The following is a 21,945-nucleotide window of genomic DNA, read 5'->3' on the forward strand; positions in this document are numbered from 1 at the left end:
CCGCATCGATGGCACCGGGGTCTGGGGCGCCGTTGAGAGGACGCTAAAGGAGAGCTCGCGGAGCTGGAACCCCTTGACTCGGGGTGCGGTCCATGCAGAGCGGCGCTGCCCTCAGCCACTCGTCCGTGCCGCGGCAGACCCCGACTGCAGGTCCCGGAGCAGGGCGAGGCTGAGGAACGTCATCGGGCCGTCGTCCTCGAAATGGCGGCTCACGTTCCCGGCGATCCCCCCTTCCAGCGCAAGCTTCCCTTGCAGATCGAGCTTGAGCTGGGGGGAACCTTCGGAGAAGTCGAGGTCGGCGAAGTCGACCCAGACCGTGTTCGGCCGCGTCGTCGACTCGAAGACGTACCGCTTGTTCGTCAGGTCGGCGACCACCTGCCAGATCGTCTGCGACGCGTCGGGCTTGCCGGGGTCCGGGGTGCGGAACGGCTGAGCGGCGTTGCGGATGACGCTGAACATCGCCGCGATGGCCTGCAGCTGCGTCTCCGGCCGGGCCAGACGCCCGACGTAGTAGGAGGCCCGGGCGAATCGATGGGCGGCGAGGGTCGAGCCCGGGATGTCCTTGTCTCCCCCGAGCCCCTCGTACTGCCGTACGAGCTCGAGCTGTTGATCGTACGTCGGGGAGTTCGTCATCACGAGGTAGTCGCGGCTGTGATGGATGACGGCCTCACCGTCGATGTACTCGATGATCGCCGAGTCGCCCGTGGCGTCATCCAGCGCGAGGTGGATCGCCGGCACCTCCCCCGTGGCCGGGTCGGCGAGCCGCACGACCTGCACCTGATAGGTCTCGACCCAGTCGACGGCCTCCGCGACGGTGGCGAAGTTGTCGAGGAAGTACTGCAGCCAGACCGCCTGGCTGAGCGCGACGCGTTCGCCGTCGGGTTCGCCGTACGCCGATTCGGCGAGCCACAGCACGTGCCCGGCGAGACCCGCCTCGTTGAGCCCGTCGACGCTGATGATGTCGAAGGCCGCGGCGACGACGCTTCCGTACGTCGACGTCCAGGTGAGCCGGCCGTTGACCCCGTCGTCGCGGGTCACGCCGCGCGGGAGCTTCCACAGGTTGGTTCCGAGGTCGCGGCGGTAGTCCATGTTCCGGCCGACGATCACGGCTCCGTTCGCATCGGGCCAGATCACTCGTGTGCACATGTCGTGCTCCTTTCATTGGGGTCGTTCCGGTGATCGGCGCGCGTCATGACGATCCGGCGAGGTCGAGGATGCCGGCGCCGATGAGTTTCACGCCGAGGAGGAGGAAGAGGATCACCATGATCACCGCGTGATTGGTGATCAGCCACTGTCGCGTCCCGCTCAGGCGCAGCTCGACCTTCGTGGGCGACACGACGCTGATGAGCCAGGGGACGGACACCGCGGTGACGGCGATGGCGGCGAAGATCAGGATGACGGCGGCGATCTGACCGGGCGGGATCGGGGACTGGGAGATCCGGCCGCCCGCGGAGATGAGCAGCGGGATGTCCTTGGGCGACAGCGGCCCGGAGATGAGGATCCCGAGGATGAAGGCCTTGGCGATGGTGAGCCGGTCGAGTCCCTGCATCCACTTCGGCACGTCGACGCTGTTCCGCTTCCGCCACTGAAGGACGGCGAGGACGAGCAGGGCTGCGCCGAGGACGATCTCGAGGATGTCGACGATGAGGTGCGGACCGGACTTCGGGTCCTCGGTGCGGGAGGCTCGGCCGATGACGACGAGCGCGGCGACGAACACCACCGTGAAGAGGTAGCAGCCGAGCACGAACGCGGTTCCGTTGGACCGTCCTTTGCCCGAGGTCGCCATGATGATGACGGCGACGATCGCGAGAGGGCTGATCGTCACTCCGACCCCGATGGTGAGGAGATCTGCGAGGACTCCGAGCACGTGCGACCTCCGCTCCGCCGTCCGTCTGCGCATTCCGAACGTATCCGCTCGTCCGCGCACACCGAATGGCCGATATCGGCGGCCGAATGCGGTCTTCGACCCCGGCCCCCGCGGTGGTTCAATAGCGGTACGGTTCGTCGCGAGGGGTCCCGCCGGTCTCCCATCATGGCTCTCTGGTCCCGAGGACGCCGCTAGCGGCAGGAGAGAGCATGCCCGTCCCTTCCCGGACCGAACCCATCAATTCTCAGCGGATGCTGCTCAAGGACGTCGTACGCTCACGCATTCGCGAGGCGATCCGGGACGGCACCTTCCGCAACGGTGAAGTCCTCCGCGATGCGGAGCTCTCCGAATGGCTCGGCGTCTCGCGCACGCCGATCCGGGCAGCGCTGGACGATCTCGCTCGCGAAGGCCTGATCGAGACGGCGTCGAACCGTTACACGCGTGTGGCGACGCCCGACGAGGCGAGCGTCGTCAGCGCGACGCACGCGATGGGAACCCTGTTCGCCGGCGCCATTCGGTTCGCCCTTCCTGGCCTTCCGCCTGAGACGAAACTGCAGCTGCAAGAGCGCTGCACCGAACTCGCGGAGGTTCTCAGAGCAGGCGACCTCGAGGCCATCGGTGCCAGATTCCTCCCGCTGTTCAGGGAGTTCCTCAGGCTGTCGACCAATCAGCTGTACAGCGATCGGGTCAGCAGTCCGACCGACGGACTCGGATTCATCACGCAGACCGAATCCGTCTTTCATGCCTCAGGTGGTGAAAGCGCGCTTCCACGGTTCGCGGCCGCCATAGAGGCTCTGGGCGCCGCTATCGCGGCCGGAGACGTGCGCGCCGCCCGTGATGCGACGGAGGAAGTCTTCATGGGATGGGTGCCCGACGTCACTAGCGACATCCCGAAATATCAGCATGATGGTGGACCTGGGCCAACTACTGAACCCACAATGACGGCATGATATAAGTCCGAACTCCGCAGAATGACGGGCCAGAATCCCGCAGAATCGCGGATCTCGGCGCTTGAGCGGCCCGGAATCACCCAGGGGCGTTGGGGCTCGGGTGCTGAGGTAGGGAGCCGCGACTACTGAGTTCGCAGCGGGCGCTCCCCGAGCTATTCGTCGAGCGCTACTCGTTGTGCCCGGAACTCGCTGATGCCGCGAGCGTGGCTGCATAGCCTTCTTCTGCGCGAACCCGTACCGCTTTCCGGGGTTCTGACGCACATCATCCAACTGCCGTTGCCGGCCGGCGGTCGAGCGAAGAACCGCCCGCCGCTTCAACGTGCTCCGACGGGCTGCGAGCTGCGTAACCCGTGCGCTCCGATCAGCACCACCCGCACCCGCTCGACGGCGGACCCGACCCGGAAGAAGACGCGCGTGACGAAGACATCCATGACATTCGAATCCAGATCCGAACGGATCACCACCGAGACGGCCGGACGCCGGCTTCCCCGTACTGGTGGGAGTTCCATGCCCCGGTGGGTCGTGGGTGGTCTGCTGATCGTGTTCGGCGTCCTCGCTGTGGTGTCGGAGCATGCCGTCCGTGTCCTGGAGACGCAGCTCGCGGCCGCTGTCGCTGGGATGACGTTCGCGACCGACACCATGGTCGCCTGGACCGGTGGCGACCCGGTGATCGGCTTCACCCTGGGGCACGGCTGGTTCGCCGGCCAGGTCACTGCGTTCACCGGCTCGGCCGTGTTCGTCGCGGGGATCGCCGTCATCGGCGGTGTGTTGGTCGCGGCTGGTCGGTTGACCTGGTCGCGCGGGCTGGCGATCACCGCGGCCGGGGTCCTCGCCCTCGTCATCGGGGGCCAGCTTCGCCTCCTGGTCAGCGCATTCGTCATCGGCACCTCCGCCCAGCAGGGTGCCTACCCCCTCAACCATCCGATCGGCCTGGCGGCGATGATCGTCGCCGCCCTCGGCGTCGTCACCTGCTTCTTCTTCGCCGTGCGAACCGCGCGACGCGCACGCACGGCGTAGAAGCTCCCTGCCACGACACTGTGGCGCCATCAGCCGGTCAGACCGGCACTCCCGATGAAAGGCACGTCAATGAAAATGTCACGAAAGGTCGGTCGCGGTATCGCCGCGGCCGGAACCGCCGCTGCCCTAGCGGTCGGCGGGATGCTGGCGGCCGCGCCTGCGTCCGCTGCGTCCCCATCCGGGACCCAGCTCACGGGCCCACTGATCCAGTACCGGGCGGGCTACGGCTACATCGCTGCCGCCGGCAGCACGACAACCCCCACGACCACCGCGACGACGGCGGCCCTCGCCGCAGCGAACCCGAACGCAGGAACCTTCGAATTCCCGGCGTTGGGCGCCAGAGGGCTGGTCAAGAATGTGACCCCCGGGTCCGCGCAGTTCGGGAAGTGCGTTACGCGAGGCGCCACCTACGCGACCTGCGACCCCACCGCCGACATTCAGCTCTTCAAAGGGGTGAAAGCGGGGCTGGCTATCCCAGGCGGTCCCACCATCGCGGCCTTCGTGTCCTACTACGATAACCAGACCTACCTCGGGTTCAACGTGATAACCGGGGCCTTCGACTACACCGCTCCAAACCTCCCCGCCAACTCGGGATGGATGGTTGCCGGCGCACTCGTAAGCCCGGTGTCCGATGACGTCGTCATCACGTCCCCCGCGGCGGGCGAGATGGTGGGAACCACGGGCGCCACCTTCACCGGAAAGGCGACACCGAACTCGACGGTGAAGATCACCGACGCCACCGGCGCTGCGATCGGTACGACGTCGACGGATGCGACGGGTGCGTTCACGGTCACTCTCGCCCTTCCAGAGGGGGCGGCGAACCTGACGTTCACGTCCGGGACGAAGTCGGCCGTCTGGTCCGGACTCGTGATCAACGACACCGCTCCGCTCGTCGTCACCTCGCCCACCCCCGGCTCGACTGTGGTCGGTGCGGGCGTCGAGTTCTCCGGCACCGCCGAGCCGGGTGCCACCATCACGGTCAAGGACGCGAACGGCACCGTCGTCGGCACGACGGAAGCTCTGGGCGATGGCTCGTACACGCTGACCGTCGTCCTCCCCGAGGGTTCGACCTCGGCGAGCGTCAACACCGAATCCCGGACCGTCGTCATCGACGACCTGAAGGTGGCCGCGAAGCTCGAGGTCACGTCTCCGAAGGCCGGCGACAAGGTCGTGGGTCCGGATGTGACGTTCGATGGCACCGGTCAGCCTGGCGACAAGGTCGTTATCAAGGACGCCGATGGCACGACGATCGGTGAGACCACGGTCAACCCCGATGGCAGCTGGGATGTCACGGTTCCGCTCCCCGAGGGTGGTTCGGTGACGGTCGAGTCCGGTGACCAGAAGGTCACGATCGATGACATCGTCGTGGGGGCTCCGCTGGATGTCACGTCTCCGAAGGCCGGCGACAAGGTCGTGGGTCCGGATGTGACGTTCGATGGCACCGGTCAGCCTGGCGAGACGGTCGTTATCAAGGACGCCGATGGCACGACGATCGGTGAGACCACGGTCAACCCCGATGGCAGCTGGGATGTCACGGTTCCGCTCCCCGAGGGTGGTTCGGTGACGGTCGAGTCCGGTGACCAGAAGGTCACGATCGATGACATCGTCGTGGCGGCTCCGCTGGATGTCACGTCTCCGAAGGCCGGCGACAAGGTCGTGGGTCCGGATGTGACGTTCGATGGCACCGGTCAGCCTGGCGACAAGGTCGTCATCAAGGACGCCGATGGCACGACGATCGGTGAGACCACGGTCAACCCCGATGGCAGCTGGGATGTCACGGTTCCGCTCCCCGAGGGTGGTTCGGTGACGGTCGAGTCCGGTGACCAGAAGGTCACGATCGATGACATCGTCGTGGCGGCTCCGCTGGATGTCACGTCTCCGAAGGCCGGCGACAAGGTCGTGGGTCCGGATGTGACGTTCGAGGGCTCGGGTGAGCCTGGCGACAAGGTCGTTATCAAGGACGCCGATGGCAAGACGATCGGTGAGACCACGGTCAACCCCGATGGCAGCTGGAACACCACCGTCCCCCTCCCCGGCGGCGGCAGCGTCACCATCGAGTCCGGCGACCAGACCGTCACCATCGATGACCTGAACGTGGTTGCGAAGCTCGAGGTGACCACCCCGAAGGCGGATGCCACGATCGGCACCAATGGTGCCGAGTTCACCGGCACCGGTCAGGCGGGCGAGACGGTCGTCATCACCGACAAGGACGGCACCGTCCTCGGCGAGACCACTGTCGGCGACAACGGCGAGTGGACCACGAGTGTGAAGGTTCCCGAGGGTTCCGCCCCGATCACCGTCACCGCCGGCGGCCAGAGCGTTGTCCTGGATGGCCTGAAGGTCGTCGACGACACCCCGAAGGTTGCCGACTTCGTGGTCGTGACCCCGAATCTGTCGCAGGACTCCGGCAACATCAAGAACGGCACGACGTTCACTGGAACCGGTGAGCCCGGCACCACCGTCGTGCTGACCGACCAGGACGGCAACACCGTCGGCCAGGCCGAGATCGACAGCGAGGGCAACTGGTCCACGACCGTTACCGGTCTGCCCCAGGGGCCGAACAACCTCACCGCCGACCTCACCCTCCCCGGTGGGGAGCAGAAGGTCATCGACCTCGGCGCGATCGTGGTCGTGATGGCTGACGAGGCGACCCCGCTGATGGACCCGGCGATCGCCGGCGGTGCCGCCCTGGCACTCCTGGCCGCGGCCGGATCGGTCCTGCTGGTCCGCCGCCGCCGCACCGCCAGCACCAACTAGCACCACCCGACCCTCAGGGTCACCCCGGTGGGCGGACACACACCGTGTCCGCCCACCCCCCACACTTCACCCACCCGCGGTCGCCGTCTTGTTCTTCCGGCACCGCGCCGCCGTCGAGTGAGCGGTCACTCGTCGGCACGGAGCGCCTCAGGAATGGGCAGGCTCCACCCGACGGCCGCACCCGCGAGAGTGCAGGTGCGGCCGTCGACCGACAAGCCGTACGCCGCCTTTACATTCGGAGGACCTCGTGCCCGCACCTCGCAGACTGGCTTCCGTCACCGTCGAACGCGCTCTACTCAAGGACGTCGTCCGCGACCGGTTGCGCGACGCCATCCTGGACGGAACGTTCTTGCCGGGGGAGATCCTCCGCGACGCAGAGCTCGTCGAGTGGTTGGAGGTCTCCCGGACGCCGCTGCGGGAGGCGATCAACGACCTGGCTCGCATCGGCCTCATCGAGACCTATCCGAACCGCTACACCCGTGTGGCCAGGCGAATCGGATCGAACGCTGCACCGTCTCTCCAGGCCCTGGCCGTACTGCACGGCGGGGCTGTGCTGTTAGCCGTTCCCACACTGTCCGAGACGGCGATCGCAAGGTTGCAGCGCAGGTGCGACGAGCTGATCGAGTGCATCTGGGGCCGGGATGAGATCGCAATTCGCGACGGCTTCCTCAGCCTGTTTCGCGCGGTGGACGCGGCGGGGGAGAACGAGGCCTACAGACGATGGGCGCTGAGCGATCTCGACGCGTTCTATTTCCAGACCCCGATCGAGATGGTCGTGCGAACACTGGATGCTCGTCGTCTCGACGAGGTAGCAGAGGCCACGGAGGAGCTCAAGGTCGCCCTCGCCGTGCGGGATGCGCAGCGGGCCCGGCTCGCCGCCGAGACGATGCATACGGCGATGATCTGACCGAGCCCGGCGCCACGTGGGATTCTGCGAGAACTTGACGATTGCGGGGCCGCCCGCCACGCTCTACTCATGAGCCGTGAGTTGCCATGCCGTTGAACGACATCGACGTCGACATCGACTTCGGCGAAGTCGCGCGCATGCAACCCTTTCCGCGAGCCCTGATCGACCGGTCTCACGTCGTGCTGGATGCCAACGTGGCGTTGGAGGTGTGGGCTGCGCGCCCCGCTGCCGAGCTGGTCGGCACGCCGCTCGCGACCGTCCTCGGCGTCGACGAGGGGGAGCTGTCGGCAGCGCTGGCGACGGGCAATCCCGGGGGTATCCGCCTGGGCAGCACCGCCCACGGGTATCAAGGGACGCGGAGCTCGGTGGTGATCCGCGCGGTGCGGGTGTCGGGTGGTCGCACGATCGTCGCCTTCGATCCGGAACTGGCCGCCGTCGGCGAACGGACGCAGGCCCTCGGCCAACGCGAGAGCGACCGACTGCAGTTGCTGCTCTCGGCATCCGTCGCGTTCGCCAAGACGCGCTCCGAGCTCGAACTCGGCGAGCTCCTCTCGGAGACCGCGCGGCGCGCGTTCAACGCGACCGCGTGCAGCGTGCACACCGGCGAACCGGGACGCTACGAGCTCGTCGCCGGGGAGAATCTGCTCGCGTCCGAGTGGCCGGCCGACGCACCGCCCCGAGCGGGGATGACGGTCGCGCTCGGACGGGTGGTGACGATCGAATCCCCCGAGGACGCCGATCTGGTCGCGCCGGACATCGGGTTGAGCGACGTGTTCAGGCGGTCCGGCGTTTTCTCGGTCATCGGCGCTCCGATCATCGAGGACGGGACCCCGTTCGGGGCTTTCGCGTGCTACTTCGATCAGCCCCGAACCTTCGACGACCAGGCGGTGCCGTTGGCCGAGGCGCTGGCCGAGCTCGCCGGGCAGGTCCTGGTGCGGTTGCGCCTGGAGGAGCGGTTGCGGCGCGCGGCGATGCTCGACGAGGTCACCGGGCTGTCGAACCGGCGGCTCTTCGATCAGAACCTACAGCGGAGAGAACGTGCGCAGGCCGATCAGGTCGCCGTGCTCTTCGTCGACCTCGACGGGTTCAAGGCCGTCAACGACTCGCTGGGCCACGCCGCGGGGGATGAGGTCCTCAGGGTGGTGGCGGAGCGTCTGACGCGCGTCTTCCGCGCCGAGGACGAGATCGCCCGCTACGGCGGCGACGAATTCGTCGTCGCCCTCCAGGTCGCGGACACCTCCGACGCGCTCGAGCTCGCCGACCGCGCGCGAGCCGCCATCGCCGAGAAGATCGAGGGCATCCCCCGCGGGCTGACGATCACGGCGAGCGTCGGCATCGCGATCACCGACGGTCACATGGCCGACCAGCCGGTCGACTATCTCATCCGCCTCGCCGACCAGGCGATGTACGCGGCGAAGCGGAGCGGCGGCGACCAGGCTGTCGTCTACCACGGCCGCCAGCACTCGCAGCGGCTCGAGGTCGTCGACCCGACATCGATCTCCCCGCGCGAACGGGTCCCGGGGAGCTGACGTCGCGGCCGTGACATGCGGCGCGGGACGATCGATGGTCAACGGTGGCGCATCAATAAATGTAGTACAGAAAGCGCTGATTGTGTAGTACACTTGTCCGTTCGACGACGGCCGTACTGGAGGGCTCGCCCCCGACCTGTACGTCGGACCGGACCGCGACGGTCAGCTGTTGGAGGTTCTGCTGGAGCGGGTGTCTCGAACGGAGGCGACGGTTTTCCACGTGATGCCGGCTCGGCCCAAGATCGTCAATGCAGCAAGAAGGAGGCTCGGCGAATGACCCGGAAACTGACCGACGCTGACGAGGAGCGCTACGCGCGAGCCGCAGCCCGGGCGGAGAGCAACGATGCGCTCCCCGCAGACGCGACGGTGATCGACGCGACTATCAACCAGGATGGACGCGCGCTGATGGAAGAACTGCTCGGTTCTCCGGAGGCGGTGGAGCGGGCGATGGGGCGTCCGAGCGTGGACGGCACAATGAGGGCGGGGCATTCGCCGGTACGCCAGGTGCGGCTGCCGAGAGAGCTCGACGACCTCCTGAAGGCGCGGGCGGCAGCCGAGCACCGCAAGCCCTCTGAGCTGATGCGGGAGGCGCTGGTCGCCTACCTCGAAGCGTCGTGAGGCGGACCCGAGGAACCTGCGTCGATCGACCTACTTCCCCCTGACCGCCTCCAGGTCGCGGAGGAACGTGTCCGGCTCCTGGTTGAGGGGGAGCACGGCTGCGTCCTTCGCTCCGTCGAGGGAGCCGGGAGCATCATGCTCCAGCGCGGCGAAGGCGGGGGTCAGATCCTCCTGCTCCTGGCCCTTTTCGGCGACGAGCTCGAAGGTGGTGTGATCGGCGGCGTCGATGCGGAGGGCGTCGATCAGCACGCGCGCGATCTCGTCGCGGGCGATCACGCCGTCGCGGGGAGTGCCGGACTGCCGGGTGTCGCCCTGCCGCAGGTGGATGGCGCGCTGGTCGTCGTCGTTGTCGTCGAACCAGCCGGGCGGACGATCGTGTACGCGTTGCCGCTGGCGCGGACGAGGCGCTCGGCGCGCAGCTTCCACTGCGCGTAGGGGGCGCCGGGCCGGGTGGTGCCGATCGCGGTCATCAGGGCGATGCGCACGCGGCGGCCGCCGAGGGCTTCGAGGATGTTCGAGACGCCGGCGTAGTCGATGGCGCGCACGTCGCGCTCGTCGGTGGTGGAGCCGTGGACGAACATGACGGCATCGACACCGTCGACGGCGGGCGGCAGGGTGGCGGGCTGCGTCAGGTCGCCGATCACGACCTCCACCTCCTCGGGTAGGCGGCGCGCTCGTCCGGCGTCGCGAGCCAGCGCGCGCACGCGGTAGCCCTGGCGGAGGGCCTCGGCGACGGCGTGGGTGCCGATGCTGCCGGTGGCGCCGACGACGAGGACGGTGGCGGGACGGTCGGTCATTTCTTCTCCACGGTGGCCGGGTCGGCATCCCGCGCAGCCTGATCCCGGGCGGCCTGCTCCTGCGTCGCCGCCCAGCTGGCGAGGACCTTGAGCGCGTCCTCGGACGGGGTGCCGGGGTCGGCGGTGTAGACGTTCACGCGCAGGCCGGGGTCGCCGGGCAGTTCGAATGCCTCGAAGGCGAGGTCGAGGTCGCCGACGATGGGGTGGTGGACGCGCTTGCGCCCGGTGCGGTGGTGGCGAACGTCGTGCCGCGCCCAGCGCGTGCGGAACTCCTCGCTGCGCGTGCTGAGCTCGCCGATGAGATCGGTGAGGTCCTTGTCGAAGGGGTTGCGGCCCGCGGCCGAGCGCAGGATGGCGACGATGTCGTCCGCCGCCTGCTCCCAGTTGACGTAGAACTCGCGGGCCTTCGGGTTGAGGAAGGTGAAGCGGGAGTTGTTCGGCGGCTGGACGGTCTCGGCCAGCAGGTCGACGTAGAGGGCGCGGCCGAGCTGGTTGGCGGCGAGCACGTCACCGCGGTCGTTGCGGATCCACGCGGGAGCGGACTCGATCGCGTCGATGACGCGCTGCAGGCCCGGCCGGACGGTCTGCGGGCTGCGCTTGCGCCGCACCCGCGGGGCGACGGAGGCGGCGCGCGCCAGATCGTAGAGGTGCGCGGTCTCGGCGTCGTCCAACTGCAGGGCGCGGGCGAGCGCTTCGAGCACGCTGTCGGAGGCGCCGGAGAGGTTCCCGCGCTCGATGCGCGTGTAGTAGTCGACGCTCATCCCGGCGAGCATCGCGACCTCCTCCCGGCGCAGCCCCGCGACGCGGCGGTTGCCGCCGTACGCGGGCAGTCCGGCCCGCTCGGGGGTGATCTTCGCGCGACGGGAGGTGAGGAACTCCCGCACGTCGTCGGTGTGGGTCATGGCCCCGACCCTACGCCGCGCGCCGCTGGGCAGGGAGGCTCTGACAGCCCCTCCCAGCGGGGCGGACGGGCTCCTAGCGTGAGAGGACAGTGAGCCCGTCCAGAGAGAAGGAACCACCCATGCAGTACCGCACCCTCGGCCGCACCGGTGTGCAGGTCAGCCCGCTCTGCCTCGGCGCGATGATGTTCGGCCCGTGGGGCAACGACGATCGCGCCGACGCGATCCGCATCATCCACCGGGCGCTGGATGCCGGTATCAACTTCATCGACACCGCAGACGTGTACTCGGGCGGGGTGTCGGAGGAGATCGTCGGCGAGGCCCTCGCGGGTCGGCGCGACGACGTGTTCCTCGCCACGAAGTTCTTCATGCCGATGGACCCGGACGACCCCAACCAGCGCGGCGGATCGCGTCGGTGGATCATGCGCGAGGTCGAGAACTCGCTGCGACGCCTGAACACCGACCACATCGACCTCTACCAGGTCCACCGGCCCAGCCCCGACACCGACGTGGAGGAGACGCTCGGCGCACTGACCGACCTCGTGCGCCAGGGCAAGGTGCGGTACATCGGCTCCTCGTCGTACTCCGGGTCGCAGATCGTGGAGGCGCAGTGGGCATCGCGTTCGCGCAACCTCGAGCGGTTCGTGACCGAGCAGCCGCCGTACTCGATCCTCGTGCGCGGCATCGAGGAGGACGTGCTGCCGACCCTGCAGCGGCACGGGATGGGGTCCCTCACCTACAGCCCGCTCTCCGGCGGCTGGCTTTCCGGACGCTGGCGCAAGGATGCGGCGGCCGCGCCGACCTCCTCCGCCCGCCCGAGCGCGCGGTTCGACATGAGCAGCCCGGCCAACCAGCGCAAGCTCGACATCGTGGAGGAGCTCGCCCTGCTCGCCGAGCAGGCGGGACTCACGCTCATCGAGCTGGCGATCGCCTTCGTCATCCGGCATCCCGGCGTCACGTCGGCGATCGTCGGCCCGCGCACGATGGAGCAGCTGGAGTCGTACCTCCCGGCCGCGGAGGTGGTGCTGACGGCGGACGTGCTCGACCGCATCGACGAGCTCGTCGCCCCGGGCGTCACCCTCAACCCCGACGACAACAGCTACGGCGCCGCCGAGCTGGTCCCGTCGGCGCGGCGTCGGCCGTGAGGGTAGCGGTCAGGCGTCCCTGGTCGCCGCGAGGTTGGCCGACGCCCAGTCGCCCAGCTGCTGCAGCACGGGGAGGAGCCGCTCGCCGGCTGTGGTGAGCGCGTAGGTGACGGCGACCGGAGGGCCGGGGTCGACGGTGCGCGTCACGAGCAGCGCCTCGGCCAGCTCGGAGAGCCGGTCGGCGAGCACGGCATCGCTGATGCCGGTGACCGTGCGGCTCAGGCCGGTGAAGGTCGTCGGGCCTCCGCCGAGCGCGTCGATGATCATCCCGTTCCAGCGCTTGCCCAGGATCGTGAAGGCGAGGCTGACGGCGGCATCGCACTGATGCAGTCCGTGGGGCTCGGGATCCATCCCACGATTCTATCGTGCTAGTGTTCGCGTAGTCACTCTGAAAAACAGAGTGACTACGAAAAGACGATTGGAGCCCCGTGTCGCTGTTCCGCCTGGATGCCAGCCTCTTCCCCGCCACCTCCGCCAGCCGCGCCCTCGCCGACCTCGTCGAGGAGCAGTGGGTGACCGCCCACCCGGACTCCGGCGTCGTGCGCCGCGACCTGACCGCGGACCCCATCCCCGCCACCGCGTGGCAGAACGCCGTGACCGGAGGCTTCACCTCCGAGGCCGACCGCACGGACGACCAGCGCGCCGCGATCGCGCTCGCCACCGCGCTCTCCGACGAGCTGGTGGACGCGGAGGCGCTGCTCTTCGCGGTCCCGCTCTACAACTACGGCGTCTCGCAGCACTTCAAGACCTGGTTCGACCTGGCCTACACCGACCCGCGCACCAACCCCCAGGGCACCGCGCTTCAGGGCAAGCCCGCCACCCTCGTCACCGTGCTCGGCGGCAACTACAACCCCGGAAGCCCCAAGGAGGGCTGGGACCACTCGACGCCGTGGCTGCGCCGCGTGCTGGCGGACGTGTGGGGACTCGACCTGCGCGTGGTGGAGCGTCCCTTCACCCTGGTCGGCGTGAACCCGGCGCTCGACGCCTTCGCCGAGACGGCCGAGGCGATGAAGGCCGAGGCCGAGACGGGCGCCCGCCGCTCGGGACGCGAGATCGCCGAGCTGCGCGGCAAGCACTCCGCCGCCTGAGGCGACTCGAACCTTGCCCGGCCGAGCGCGACGGGGTGAGGATGGCGGCATGCCACTCAGCGATTTCCCGGTGCGTGCCTCCATCGCGGTCTCCGACATCGGCCGGGCCGTCGAGTTCTACGAGGGGAGGCACGGTCTGCCCCTGGAGCACGCCGCCCCCAGCGCGACGATCGCCGACGGGTCCCGCATCTACCGGTCGGGCGGCGACGTCGCGCTGAACGTGTTCCAGTCCGGCACCGCCGGCTCCTCGGAGGCCACCATGGCGACCTGGTACGTCGACGACCTCGACGCGATCGTCGACGAGCTCACGTCGGCCGGCGTCCGCTTCGCCCGGTACGACGGACTCGTCCACGACGCCCGCGGCATCACCGAGCGAGCCGGCGGCGGCCGGATCGCCTGGTTCCGCGACCCGGACGGCAACACGTTCGCGATCGAGTCGGACGTCTGACTCCGGAAGGTCAGCGGGCCTCCTGACGGCGCCGGCCCTACTCGACCGCGAAGTCGAGCTTCGCGTCGGCGACGGCGATGACGGACCAGGTGCCGCCGTCGGAGTCGGTGAGCTCGTAGGCCGGCAGGACCAGGACGCTGCCGTCCGGCTGCCACTGGCTGGCGAGGCCGAGACGGGCGCTGACGATGTGGACGTCGTTCACCGGCCAGGACGGCGAGACCCCGGAACCGGGGAGCGCGGGAGGCTGCGTCGGAGCGTCCGTGGGCGCCGCAGCTGTGGACTGCTCCTCGGCGCGGAGCGCGAGCGGCATGGCGGTCTGCTGGGCGCCGAAGCGCGGGTCGGAGAGACGCTCGAACGCCGTCTGGGCGCTCACGACGGGGTATTCACCCATGCTGACGAGCGGCGCCAGCGAGCCGGACGCGCTGAAGACGCCGTCCGCCGTGAGCTCGACGGTCCAGGGCTGGTCGACGCGCTGGCCGTCGATGACGGGCCACGCCTGGGCCGTCATCGCGTGAACGCCGCTCGAAGGGTCGGAGCTGTATTCGAAGGCATCCGGATCGCGTCCCGCCGAGGAGATGATCGCCCGCAGCTCCGCAACGGCGGCGTCTGCTGACGGAACCGCGGGAGGCGCACCGCATGCATGGGCGGAGTCGCCGTCACAGACCATCGGGTCGATGGCGGAGTCGTAGTAGGAGAAGCTCAGCGTCCCGTCCAGTCCGACGGTGAGGGAGGGGGCGGTGCCGTCCTGGGGCCCGGCCTGCCAGCTGCCGTCCTTCAGCGCGGGTGCCGTCTCGATCCCGAGTGCCTTCGCGAGCGCGCCCACCGTCTTCGCATCGGAGGCGGCGCGCGCGTCGAAACCGTACGCGCGCGCGGTGCCCGCCGACGTGGAGAGGCCGGAGGCCGTGAAGCTGTTGCGGCCGTAGCCGGAGCGGTAGACCTGATCGAACGCCCCGGGGGCCGCGATCTTCTGCCCGGCGGCAGATCCCGTGCCGGCACTCCGCCCTTCCGCCGTCTGGGCGCCGCCGCCGCCCTCGAGCGAGATCGGCGCCGCCGCACCTCCGGCGACGCTCGAAGCCGTGGTGACCGAGCCGACCGCGAAGCCGGCACCGCCGAAGACGACCACGGAGGCCGCGACCGCCGCGATCGGCAGCCAGAGGCGGCGGCGTCGCGTACGCGCCGAGGTGATCTCCGTGACAGGCGCCTCCTGCTCCGGCGCCTCCTGCTCCGTCGATTCGCGCCCGGCGTCCGCTGTCGCCTCGGCCACGACCCGTGCCGCGAACCCGTCGGATGCCTCGACCTCCGCGGCAGGGTCGGCGGCGCGCAGTCGCGCCAGCGGGTCGAGCTCGTTGTCGTCGGTCATGTCCATCACCCTCCGTGGGAACGCTTCATCAACGCTTATGTCCGGCGCGCCGATGACCTTGCAGGGCCGGTCAGAACGACAGCCGCTCACCCCAGGCGTCGCGCAGCCGCTTGCGGGCGCGCGAGAGGGCGGCGTCGGCTCCGGACCGCGAGATGCCGAGCGCGGCGGCCAGCTCCTCACCGTTCAGCCCCTCCCAGGCGTGCAGCAGCAGGATGTCGCGGTCGCGCGCGCCGACGCTCGCCAGCGCCCCGCGCAGCTCGGCGTCGAACAGCGCGCTCAGCTCGGGGTCCTCGGCCACCCGGGTCGTGCCCGCCTCCGGCACCTCCTCGACGGGGAGGTCGACCGTCTTGCGGCGATGGTTGGCGAGGGTGAATCCGGCCGTGCGGTACAGCCACGGGAGCACGGCTTCGTCGGGGACGTCGGCCCGGCGGCGCCAGGCCGTGGTGAAGACCTCGGCGGCGAGATCCTCCGCGTCCTGACGGGGGCCGCGGCGGGCGAAGTACCGCACCAGGGCCGTGGAATGCTCCTCGACGACCGCGGTGAACCAGGCCACATCGTGCTCGGGGGCGTGCGGGAGGTCGTCGTCGGGCATCCCGTCCCCCTCGGTCGTCTCGGCGTCGGCTGCGGTCCTGGCGATCCTCACACCCTGGCTGTGTCGAGTATCCCGCGGATCTTGCAGGCGGCGTCGGCGGCCCGGCGCTACGCGGGGATGCTCCGCGCTGCGACCGTGATGCCGAGCGCCCGCAGCAGGTAGGCCATGTGGGCCCGCAGGTCGATGGACCTGTCGTACATCCACTGGATGCGCAGCCCGTCCCAGCTGGCGTAGACGAGGGCGGCGACGGCATCGGGATCGATGTCGGGGGCGAGTCGCTCCTCGGACTGGAGCTGGACGATCGCGTCGCGCACCACGACGCGCACCAGCTCGTAGCGGTGGCGGATGAACTCGTGCGCGAGATGGTCGGGCTCGGTCGCCTCGCCGGTGACGCGCAGAGCGAGCTGAGCGAGGCCGGGGGAGGAGGTCTCGGCGTCGAGCGCGCTCAGCAGGGCCTCGACCATGTTCTCGGCGAAGCCCTCGCGCTGCACGTCGATCTCGATCTCGGAGAGCTCGTCGCGGCGCCGGAGGATCTCGGCGAACAGCGCGTCCTTCGAGCCGAAGTAGTGCAGGAGGCCGTTCTGGCTGAGGCCGACGGCGTCCGCCAGCTCTTTGACGGTCGCGGCGCTGTAGCCCTGCTCGTCGATCACCGCGAGCGCGGCGTCGAGGATCTCGGCTCGCTTCGCCTTGCCCTTCGCGTACGGACCTCGTGCTGCCATAAGCAGCATGATATGCGGTTTTGGCTTGCGGAAACTGAAACCCGTATGTCATGCTGCTTTCGCCGACACGATGCAGTCCCTGCTGCGTCACCCCGAGCGTCGGCCATCACCGACGATGGGACCCCTTCGAATGAGCGACACCCTGGCGCCCGAACCGAGATCCAGCACCCCCGAGCCCGACGGCCCCGTGAAGAAGAAGGGCAACGTCGTCCTCGAACCGGCCGAGCCCGGCACGTCGCCGATCCTGATCCGCGGGCGCAGCTCGCGCCGGTACCTCACCTGGTACACGATCCTCACCATCGCGATCAGCGCGGTGTGGGGCGCCGTGCTCGGGATCCTGCTGCCGAACCACGTGCAGATCCTCGAGTTCGGCCAGTGGTTCACCGGGAGCGACGCCGGCCTCGACCTCCAGAAGCTCACCCTCCTGCAGCAGGCGGTCGACGCGGGCACGACGACGGCGAACGCCGCTCAGGCGCACCAGCTCGAACTGCTCAAGGGGTTCAACTCGGCCCGCGCCCAGTCCCTGGCGATCATCACCTCCATCGGCGTCGTACTCACGATGCTGATCCAGCCCGTCGTCGGCGTGCTCGCGGACCGCACCCGCAGCCGCTGGGGCCGGCGCGCACCGTGGATCCTCTTCGGCAGCCTGATCGGCGCGCTGCTGCTCGTGCTCATGCGGTTCTCGCCCACCCTCGTGGTGCTGGCGATCGTCTACATGTTCGCGCAGGCGTTCATCAACGCGGCCGTCGGCCCGCTCGCCACCACGGTCGCGGACCGCATGCCCGAGAACCGCCGCGGCACGGCGTCCGCGCTCGGCGGCTTCGGCAACTTCTTCGGGGGACTGCTCGGCGGTCTCGCCGCGGGCTCGCTCTTCGCCGTCCTCGGCCTCGACATCTACTTCATCGTGGTCGCGTTCGTCGCGTTCGCGGGTGTGATGTTCGTGCTCTTCGCGAAGGACCGCTCGTCGAAGAACCTGCTGGTGCCGAAGATGAACTGGAGGTCGTTCTTCGTCGGCTTCACCATCGCCCTGCGGTCGCGCGACTTCCGCTGGGTGTGGGTGGCGCGCATCCTGCTGAGCTTCGGCTACACGGTGTCGACCGCGCTCAGCCTCTATATGCTCCAGAGCTACATCCGCCCCGCGCTGAGCCAGACCCAGGCGACACAGCTGGCGCCGCTGCTCACCCTGGTCGGGGTCCCGGTGACGATCATCGCCCTGTTCATCGCGGGCAAGCTCTCGGACAAGCTCGGCAAGCGCCGCATCTTCGTCATCATCTCGTCGGTGCTCATGGCGTTCTCGATGCTCATCCCGATCGTCTCGCCGACCATCCTCGGGCTCTTCCTGCAGGCGATCGTCGGCGGCATCGCGTTCGGCATCTATCTGCCGGTCGACCAGGCGCTCTTCATCGACGTGCTGCCCGACGAGAAGGCGGCGGGCCGCGACCTGGGCGTCGCGGGCCTCGGCTCGAACCTCGGCCAGGCGCTCGGCCCGATCCTCGCCGGCGCCGTCGTCGCCACGACCGGCGGCTACGTCGGCGTCTGGATCGCGGCGTTCGGCCTGGTGCTGCTCGCCGGCGTCGCACTCTTCCCGCTCAAGGGCATCAAGTGACCGGGGCCGACGCCGCCCGGCTGCCCAACCCCCTGATCCCCGGCTTCAACCCGGACCCGTCGTGCGTGCGCGTCGGAGACGCCTACTATCTCGTGACCTCGACGTTCGAGTACCTGCCGGCACTGCCGATCTACCGGAGCACCGACTTCGCGACCTGGGAGCACATCGGCGACGTCACCGCCGACGCCGTGCAGGCCGGCATCGTCGACGCCCGCTCCGGGATGGGCGTGTGGGCCCCGACCATCCGGCACCACGACGGCGTCTTCTACGTGATCGTCTGCGTCGCCGCGAGCGACCGCGGGTGCGTGGTCTTCTCGGCCACCGATCCGGCCGGCCCGTGGAGCGACGGACTGACCCTCCCCGGCGTCGACGGCATCGACCCCGACCTCGCCTGGGACGAGCACGGGACGGCTTTCGTCACCTACTCGGCGCTGCGCCTGCGCGGCGACAGGCCGGGGCGCCACGACGGCATCGAGCAGGTCGCGGTCGACCTCGTCACCGGCGAAACCCTCTCGGAGCCGCGCCCGCTCTGGTCGGGCAGCGGCCTCCAGTTCCCCGAGGCGCCCCACCTCTACCGGCGTGAGGGGCAGTGGTACCTGCTCATCGCCGAGGGCGGCACGGAGCGCGGCCACGCCGTCAGCATCGCGCGGGGGCCGAGCATCTCCGGCCCGTTCGAGGGCTGCCCGGCCAACCCCGTGCTGAGCGCGAGCGGGACGGACCGGCCGATCCAGAACACGGGTCACGCCGACCTCGTGGCGGGCCCCGGCGGGCCGGATCTCGCGGTGGTGCTGGGCGTGCGTCCGCTCGGTAGCGCGGGAGGATTCTCGCCCCTCGGCCGGGAGACCTTCGTCACCGCGGTGGAGTGGGTGGACGGGTGGCCCGTCATCGCTCCCGTCGAGCTCGCCCCGCGCGACGGCATCGTCGAGGAGCACTTCGACCTGCTCTCCCCGGCCGACCTCGCCGAGCCGGGATGGCTCGCCGTCGGCCGCACTCCGGCGCAGCTCGCGACATTCGACGCGGGCGGGCTGACCCTCCGCGGCGAGGGCGGCGGGCTCGACGCCCGGCTCCCGGTCCTGCTGGGGAGGCGGCAGCGCCACCTCGACAGCGACACCGCGGTGCGGGTGCGTCCCGGCACCGGTGCGGGAGGCCTCGGCCTCCGCTTCGACGAGGACTTCCACATCGGGCTGACGGCGCGGGCGGACGACGCGGGTGGACTCCGCGTGTCCGCGACCGCCGCCGTGCGCGGGCTCCGCCAGACGTGGGAGCAGACGGTCCACGCCGACGAGGTCACCCTGCGGATCCGCACCCGTCGCCCCGCCCGCCTGATGGCGAACGACGGAGCAGGGGCCGACCGTGTGCTCCTGGAGATCGTCGCCCCCGACGGCGCGGTGACCCGGCTCGCCGAGCTCGACGGCCGCTACTGGTCGGCGGAGACCGCCGCCTACTTCACCGGTCGCGTCACCGGCCCGTTCGCCGAGCGCGGCGCGGTGCGCTTCCGCGACTTCGTCTACCGCGGCGGCGACGGCGCGCACGCGCTCGAGGCGCCCGAACCATCCCGAACAGAAGGAGCAGCACGATGAGTGCAGAGCAGACCACGACCGCGAGCGAGACCCTGGTCGGCGCGGAATGGGATGCCGCGGGCGACGACGAGCTGTTCGCGCAGCCCTACGTCGACCTCGACGAATGGCGCGACGCCCCGGTCCGCCACCGCCACGTGCACGGCGGCTTCGCCGGCACCGACACCCGGTTCTCGTTCTACTTCCCGGCGGCCGACGGTTACGAGGGCCGCTTCTTCCAGCACGTGACGCCGGTCCCGCAGAGCGAGAACCTGGCCCCGGAGCTCGACGGCGAATACAACAAGATCGCGTTCGCGGTCGACAGCGGCGCGTACTTCGTCGAGACCAACGGCGGCGGCCCCGACGCCGCCAACCCGTTCTCGGGCATGGACCCGACGATCGGCGCGTACCGGGCCAACGCCGCGGCCGCCCGGTTCTCCCGCGTGGTCGCCGTGGCCCTCTACGGCGACCACCGCGCCTACGGCTACCTCTACGGCGGCAGCGGAGGCGCGTACCGCACCATCGGCGCGGCCGAGAACACCGCCGGCGTGTGGGACGGCTTCGTCCCCTACGTGCCGGGCAGCCCCATGTCCATCCCGAACGTGTTCAGCGTGCGCATGCACGCGCAGCGGATCCTGCGCGACGTGTTCCCGGCCATCGTCGACGCGTACGACGCCGGCGGCGACCCGTCGGCGCTGCGACTGGACGACGAGCAGGCCGCGGCGCTCGCCGAGGTGACGAAGATGGGGTTCCCGCCCCGCTCCTGGTTCGGCTGGGAGACGATGGGCATGCACGCCTTCAGCGTGGTCTTCCCGGGCGTGCTCGCCGCCGACCCCGGTTATCCCGCCGACTTCTGGTCGGTCGACGGCTACCTCGGCGCCGACCCGGAGGCCTCCGTGCACCGCGACCGCGTGCAGCTCTCGACCGTGGTGGCGGAGCTGGTCGCGGACGCCGCAGCGTCCGCGGGCGACCTCGCCGCGGGCGGCGTGGACGAGTCGTTCCTCCACACGTCCGGCGCCGGGGCGGCGATCTCCGCCGTCCGTCTGGGCGAGGCTCCGACGGGATGGATCCTCGGAGCTCAGCTGGCCGTGACGAGCGGCGCGGCGGCGGGCGGCGTCCTCCGCCTCTCCGGCGTCGACGGCGACCTCGCCCGCGTCGAGCCGAGCCAGGAGGAGCTCCTCGCGACGCTCGCGATCGGCGACGAGGTCGTGCTCGACAACTCGAGCTTCCTCGCCGCGCAGACGTACCACCGCCACCAGGTGCCGGGCCCGGAGTACGCCGTGTGGGACCAGTTCCGCGCCGCCGACGGCACGCCGCTGCCCCCGCAGCGGCCGATGCTGCTCGGGCCGCTCTTCACGATGGCCGCCTCCGGCACCGTGCCGACCGGTGCCGTGTCGGGCAAGATGATCGCGGTGTCGTGCCTGCTCGACCGGGAGGCGTTCCCGTGGCAGGCCGACTGGTACCGCTCGCGGGTCGCCGAGCACGCGGACGGGGCGGAGGACGGCTTCCGCCTCTGGTACGTCGACAACGCGCTGCACGGCGACGACGACCCCCAGGAGTTCCCGACCCGGACCGTGACCTACGTGGGCGCGCTCGAGACGGCGCTGCGCCAGCTCGCCGCCTGGGTGGAGCGCGGCGTCGAGCCCGCGCCGACCACCTCGTACGAGGTCGTCGACGGCCAGATCGTCGTCCCGCCCGCAGCGGCCGAGCGCCGGGGCGTCCAGCCCGTCGTCTCGCTCACCGTCGACGGCGGAGCGAGCACGACCGTCGGCGTCGGGCGGCCCGTCGCGGTGCGGGTCGAGGCGCAGGCGCCCGGCGCCGGGGTCATCGTGTCGGTGCGCGTCGACCTCACAGGGGCCGGCGACTTCGGCTCCCCGCGCGAGGTCGAGCCCGGCGCGCGCGTGGTGCTCGACGACGAGATCTCGTTCGACGCTCCCGGCACCTACTTCGTGGCCGTGCAGGTCGCGGCGCAGGCCGAGGGCGACGCGGCGTCCACGCACGCCCGCGTCCAGAACATCGCGCGGGCCCGGGTGGTCGTGACCGCCTGACGCCGGAACGCAGGAACGGCCGGGGACGAGGTGTCCCCGGCC

At 70.1% G+C, this 21,945-nt stretch carries 21 protein-coding genes; 12 read left to right on the forward strand and 9 right to left on the reverse strand.

What is annotated here, in order from left to right:
- Positions 1–111 precede the first annotated feature (111 nt).
- Positions 112–1,146 carry a linear amide C-N hydrolase gene (locus tag HNR14_RS09865; protein WP_179700894.1) on the reverse strand — a complete coding sequence of 345 codons (1,035 nt, stop codon included), beginning with the start codon at positions 1,144–1,146 and terminating at the stop codon, positions 112–114.
- A gap of 43 nt (positions 1,147–1,189) precedes the next feature.
- Positions 1,190–1,900, reverse strand: coding sequence for a GAP family protein (locus tag HNR14_RS09870; RefSeq protein ID WP_281371282.1), 711 nt, complete (start codon positions 1,898–1,900; stop codon positions 1,190–1,192).
- A gap of 218 nt (positions 1,901–2,118) precedes the next feature.
- On the opposite strand from HNR14_RS09870, the gene HNR14_RS09875 reads away from it, so the two are divergent.
- From HNR14_RS09875 to HNR14_RS09900, 6 genes are all read left to right on the forward strand, one after another.
- The gene (locus HNR14_RS09875) at positions 2,119–2,817 is read left to right on the forward strand and encodes a GntR family transcriptional regulator (RefSeq protein ID WP_246311555.1); all 699 of its coding nucleotides are present in this window, start codon (positions 2,119–2,121) and stop codon (positions 2,815–2,817) included.
- A gap of 507 nt (positions 2,818–3,324) precedes the next feature.
- Positions 3,325–3,834: a hypothetical protein gene (locus HNR14_RS09880; protein WP_179700897.1), complete on the forward strand. Its 510-nt coding sequence runs from the start codon at positions 3,325–3,327 to the stop codon at positions 3,832–3,834.
- A 501-nt stretch (positions 3,835–4,335) separates the two neighbouring features.
- Positions 4,336–6,591 (forward strand): Ig-like domain-containing protein, encoded by a 2,256-nt coding sequence (locus HNR14_RS09885; RefSeq protein WP_179700898.1) that lies wholly within the window; start codon positions 4,336–4,338, stop codon positions 6,589–6,591.
- 247 nt (positions 6,592–6,838) lie between these two features.
- A complete protein-coding gene (locus HNR14_RS09890; protein ID WP_343064451.1) occupies positions 6,839–7,498 on the forward strand; it encodes a GntR family transcriptional regulator in 660 nt (219 codons plus the stop codon).
- A gap of 86 nt (positions 7,499–7,584) precedes the next feature.
- Positions 7,585–9,027: a GGDEF domain-containing protein gene (locus tag HNR14_RS09895; RefSeq protein WP_179700899.1), complete on the forward strand. Its 1,443-nt coding sequence runs from the start codon at positions 7,585–7,587 to the stop codon at positions 9,025–9,027.
- 273 nt (positions 9,028–9,300) lie between these two features.
- Positions 9,301–9,645, forward strand: coding sequence for a ribbon-helix-helix domain-containing protein (locus HNR14_RS09900; RefSeq protein ID WP_179700900.1), 345 nt, complete (start codon positions 9,301–9,303; stop codon positions 9,643–9,645).
- A gap of 30 nt (positions 9,646–9,675) precedes the next feature.
- Here the strand turns inward: HNR14_RS09900 and HNR14_RS20650 are convergent, their stop codons facing one another.
- From HNR14_RS20650 to HNR14_RS09910, 3 genes are read right to left on the reverse strand one after another with little or no spacing between them, the layout of a single operon-like run.
- Positions 9,676–9,921, reverse strand: a complete 246-nt coding sequence (locus HNR14_RS20650) for a hypothetical protein (protein ID WP_218875009.1) — start codon at positions 9,919–9,921, stop codon at positions 9,676–9,678.
- Positions 9,918–10,442: an SDR family oxidoreductase gene (locus HNR14_RS09905; RefSeq protein ID WP_218875010.1), complete on the reverse strand. Its 525-nt coding sequence runs from the start codon at positions 10,440–10,442 to the stop codon at positions 9,918–9,920. The genes HNR14_RS20650 and HNR14_RS09905 overlap by 4 nt, the downstream gene beginning before the upstream one ends.
- Positions 10,439–11,344, reverse strand: a complete 906-nt coding sequence (locus tag HNR14_RS09910; RefSeq protein ID WP_179700901.1) for a helix-turn-helix transcriptional regulator — start codon at positions 11,342–11,344, stop codon at positions 10,439–10,441. The genes HNR14_RS09905 and HNR14_RS09910 overlap by 4 nt, the downstream gene beginning before the upstream one ends.
- Positions 11,345–11,463: 119 nt before the next feature.
- On the opposite strand from HNR14_RS09910, the gene HNR14_RS09915 reads away from it, so the two are divergent.
- Entirely contained in the window at positions 11,464–12,486 is a 1,023-nt protein-coding gene (locus HNR14_RS09915; protein WP_179700902.1) for an aldo/keto reductase, read from the forward strand.
- 9 nt (positions 12,487–12,495) lie between these two features.
- Here the strand turns inward: HNR14_RS09915 and HNR14_RS09920 are convergent, their stop codons facing one another.
- The gene (locus HNR14_RS09920) at positions 12,496–12,837 is read right to left on the reverse strand and encodes a winged helix-turn-helix transcriptional regulator (RefSeq protein ID WP_021760564.1); all 342 of its coding nucleotides are present in this window, start codon (positions 12,835–12,837) and stop codon (positions 12,496–12,498) included.
- A gap of 77 nt (positions 12,838–12,914) precedes the next feature.
- On the opposite strand from HNR14_RS09920, the gene HNR14_RS09925 reads away from it, so the two are divergent.
- Together HNR14_RS09925 and HNR14_RS09930 are read left to right on the forward strand one after the other, a co-directional pair.
- The gene (locus tag HNR14_RS09925) at positions 12,915–13,574 is read left to right on the forward strand and encodes an NAD(P)H-dependent oxidoreductase (protein WP_179700903.1); all 660 of its coding nucleotides are present in this window, start codon (positions 12,915–12,917) and stop codon (positions 13,572–13,574) included.
- 49 nt (positions 13,575–13,623) lie between these two features.
- Entirely contained in the window at positions 13,624–14,022 is a 399-nt protein-coding gene (locus HNR14_RS09930) for a VOC family protein (RefSeq protein WP_179700904.1), read from the forward strand.
- Positions 14,023–14,059: 37 nt separating this feature from the next.
- Here the strand turns inward: HNR14_RS09930 and HNR14_RS09935 are convergent, their stop codons facing one another.
- The 3 genes from HNR14_RS09935 to HNR14_RS09945 form a co-directional block, all read right to left on the reverse strand.
- A complete protein-coding gene (locus HNR14_RS09935) occupies positions 14,060–15,382 on the reverse strand; it encodes a hypothetical protein (protein WP_179700905.1) in 1,323 nt (440 codons plus the stop codon).
- A gap of 70 nt (positions 15,383–15,452) precedes the next feature.
- Positions 15,453–16,025: an RNA polymerase sigma factor gene (locus HNR14_RS09940; RefSeq protein WP_343064452.1), complete on the reverse strand. Its 573-nt coding sequence runs from the start codon at positions 16,023–16,025 to the stop codon at positions 15,453–15,455.
- A gap of 56 nt (positions 16,026–16,081) precedes the next feature.
- Positions 16,082–16,693 carry a TetR/AcrR family transcriptional regulator gene (locus HNR14_RS09945; RefSeq protein WP_179700906.1) on the reverse strand — a complete coding sequence of 204 codons (612 nt, stop codon included), beginning with the start codon at positions 16,691–16,693 and terminating at the stop codon, positions 16,082–16,084.
- Positions 16,694–16,823: 130 nt separating this feature from the next.
- Here HNR14_RS09945 and HNR14_RS09950 point away from each other — a divergent pair, with 130 nt between their 5' ends.
- Genes HNR14_RS09950 through HNR14_RS09960 form a run of 3 tightly spaced genes read left to right on the forward strand, consistent with a single transcriptional unit; the run spans position 16,824 to position 21,903 of the window.
- The gene (locus HNR14_RS09950) at positions 16,824–18,299 is read left to right on the forward strand and encodes an MFS transporter (protein WP_179700907.1); all 1,476 of its coding nucleotides are present in this window, start codon (positions 16,824–16,826) and stop codon (positions 18,297–18,299) included.
- On the forward strand, positions 18,296–19,879 hold the full coding sequence (locus tag HNR14_RS09955) for a family 43 glycosylhydrolase (protein ID WP_179700908.1): 1,584 nt from the start codon (positions 18,296–18,298) through the stop codon (positions 19,877–19,879). The genes HNR14_RS09950 and HNR14_RS09955 overlap by 4 nt, the downstream gene beginning before the upstream one ends.
- On the forward strand, positions 19,876–21,903 hold the full coding sequence (locus HNR14_RS09960) for a hypothetical protein (protein WP_218875011.1): 2,028 nt from the start codon (positions 19,876–19,878) through the stop codon (positions 21,901–21,903). The genes HNR14_RS09955 and HNR14_RS09960 overlap by 4 nt, the downstream gene beginning before the upstream one ends.
- Positions 21,904–21,945 lie beyond the last annotated feature (42 nt).

The organism is Leifsonia naganoensis, from assembly GCF_013410615.1.
GTDB lineage: Bacteria > Actinomycetota > Actinomycetes > Actinomycetales > Microbacteriaceae > Leifsonia > Leifsonia aquatica.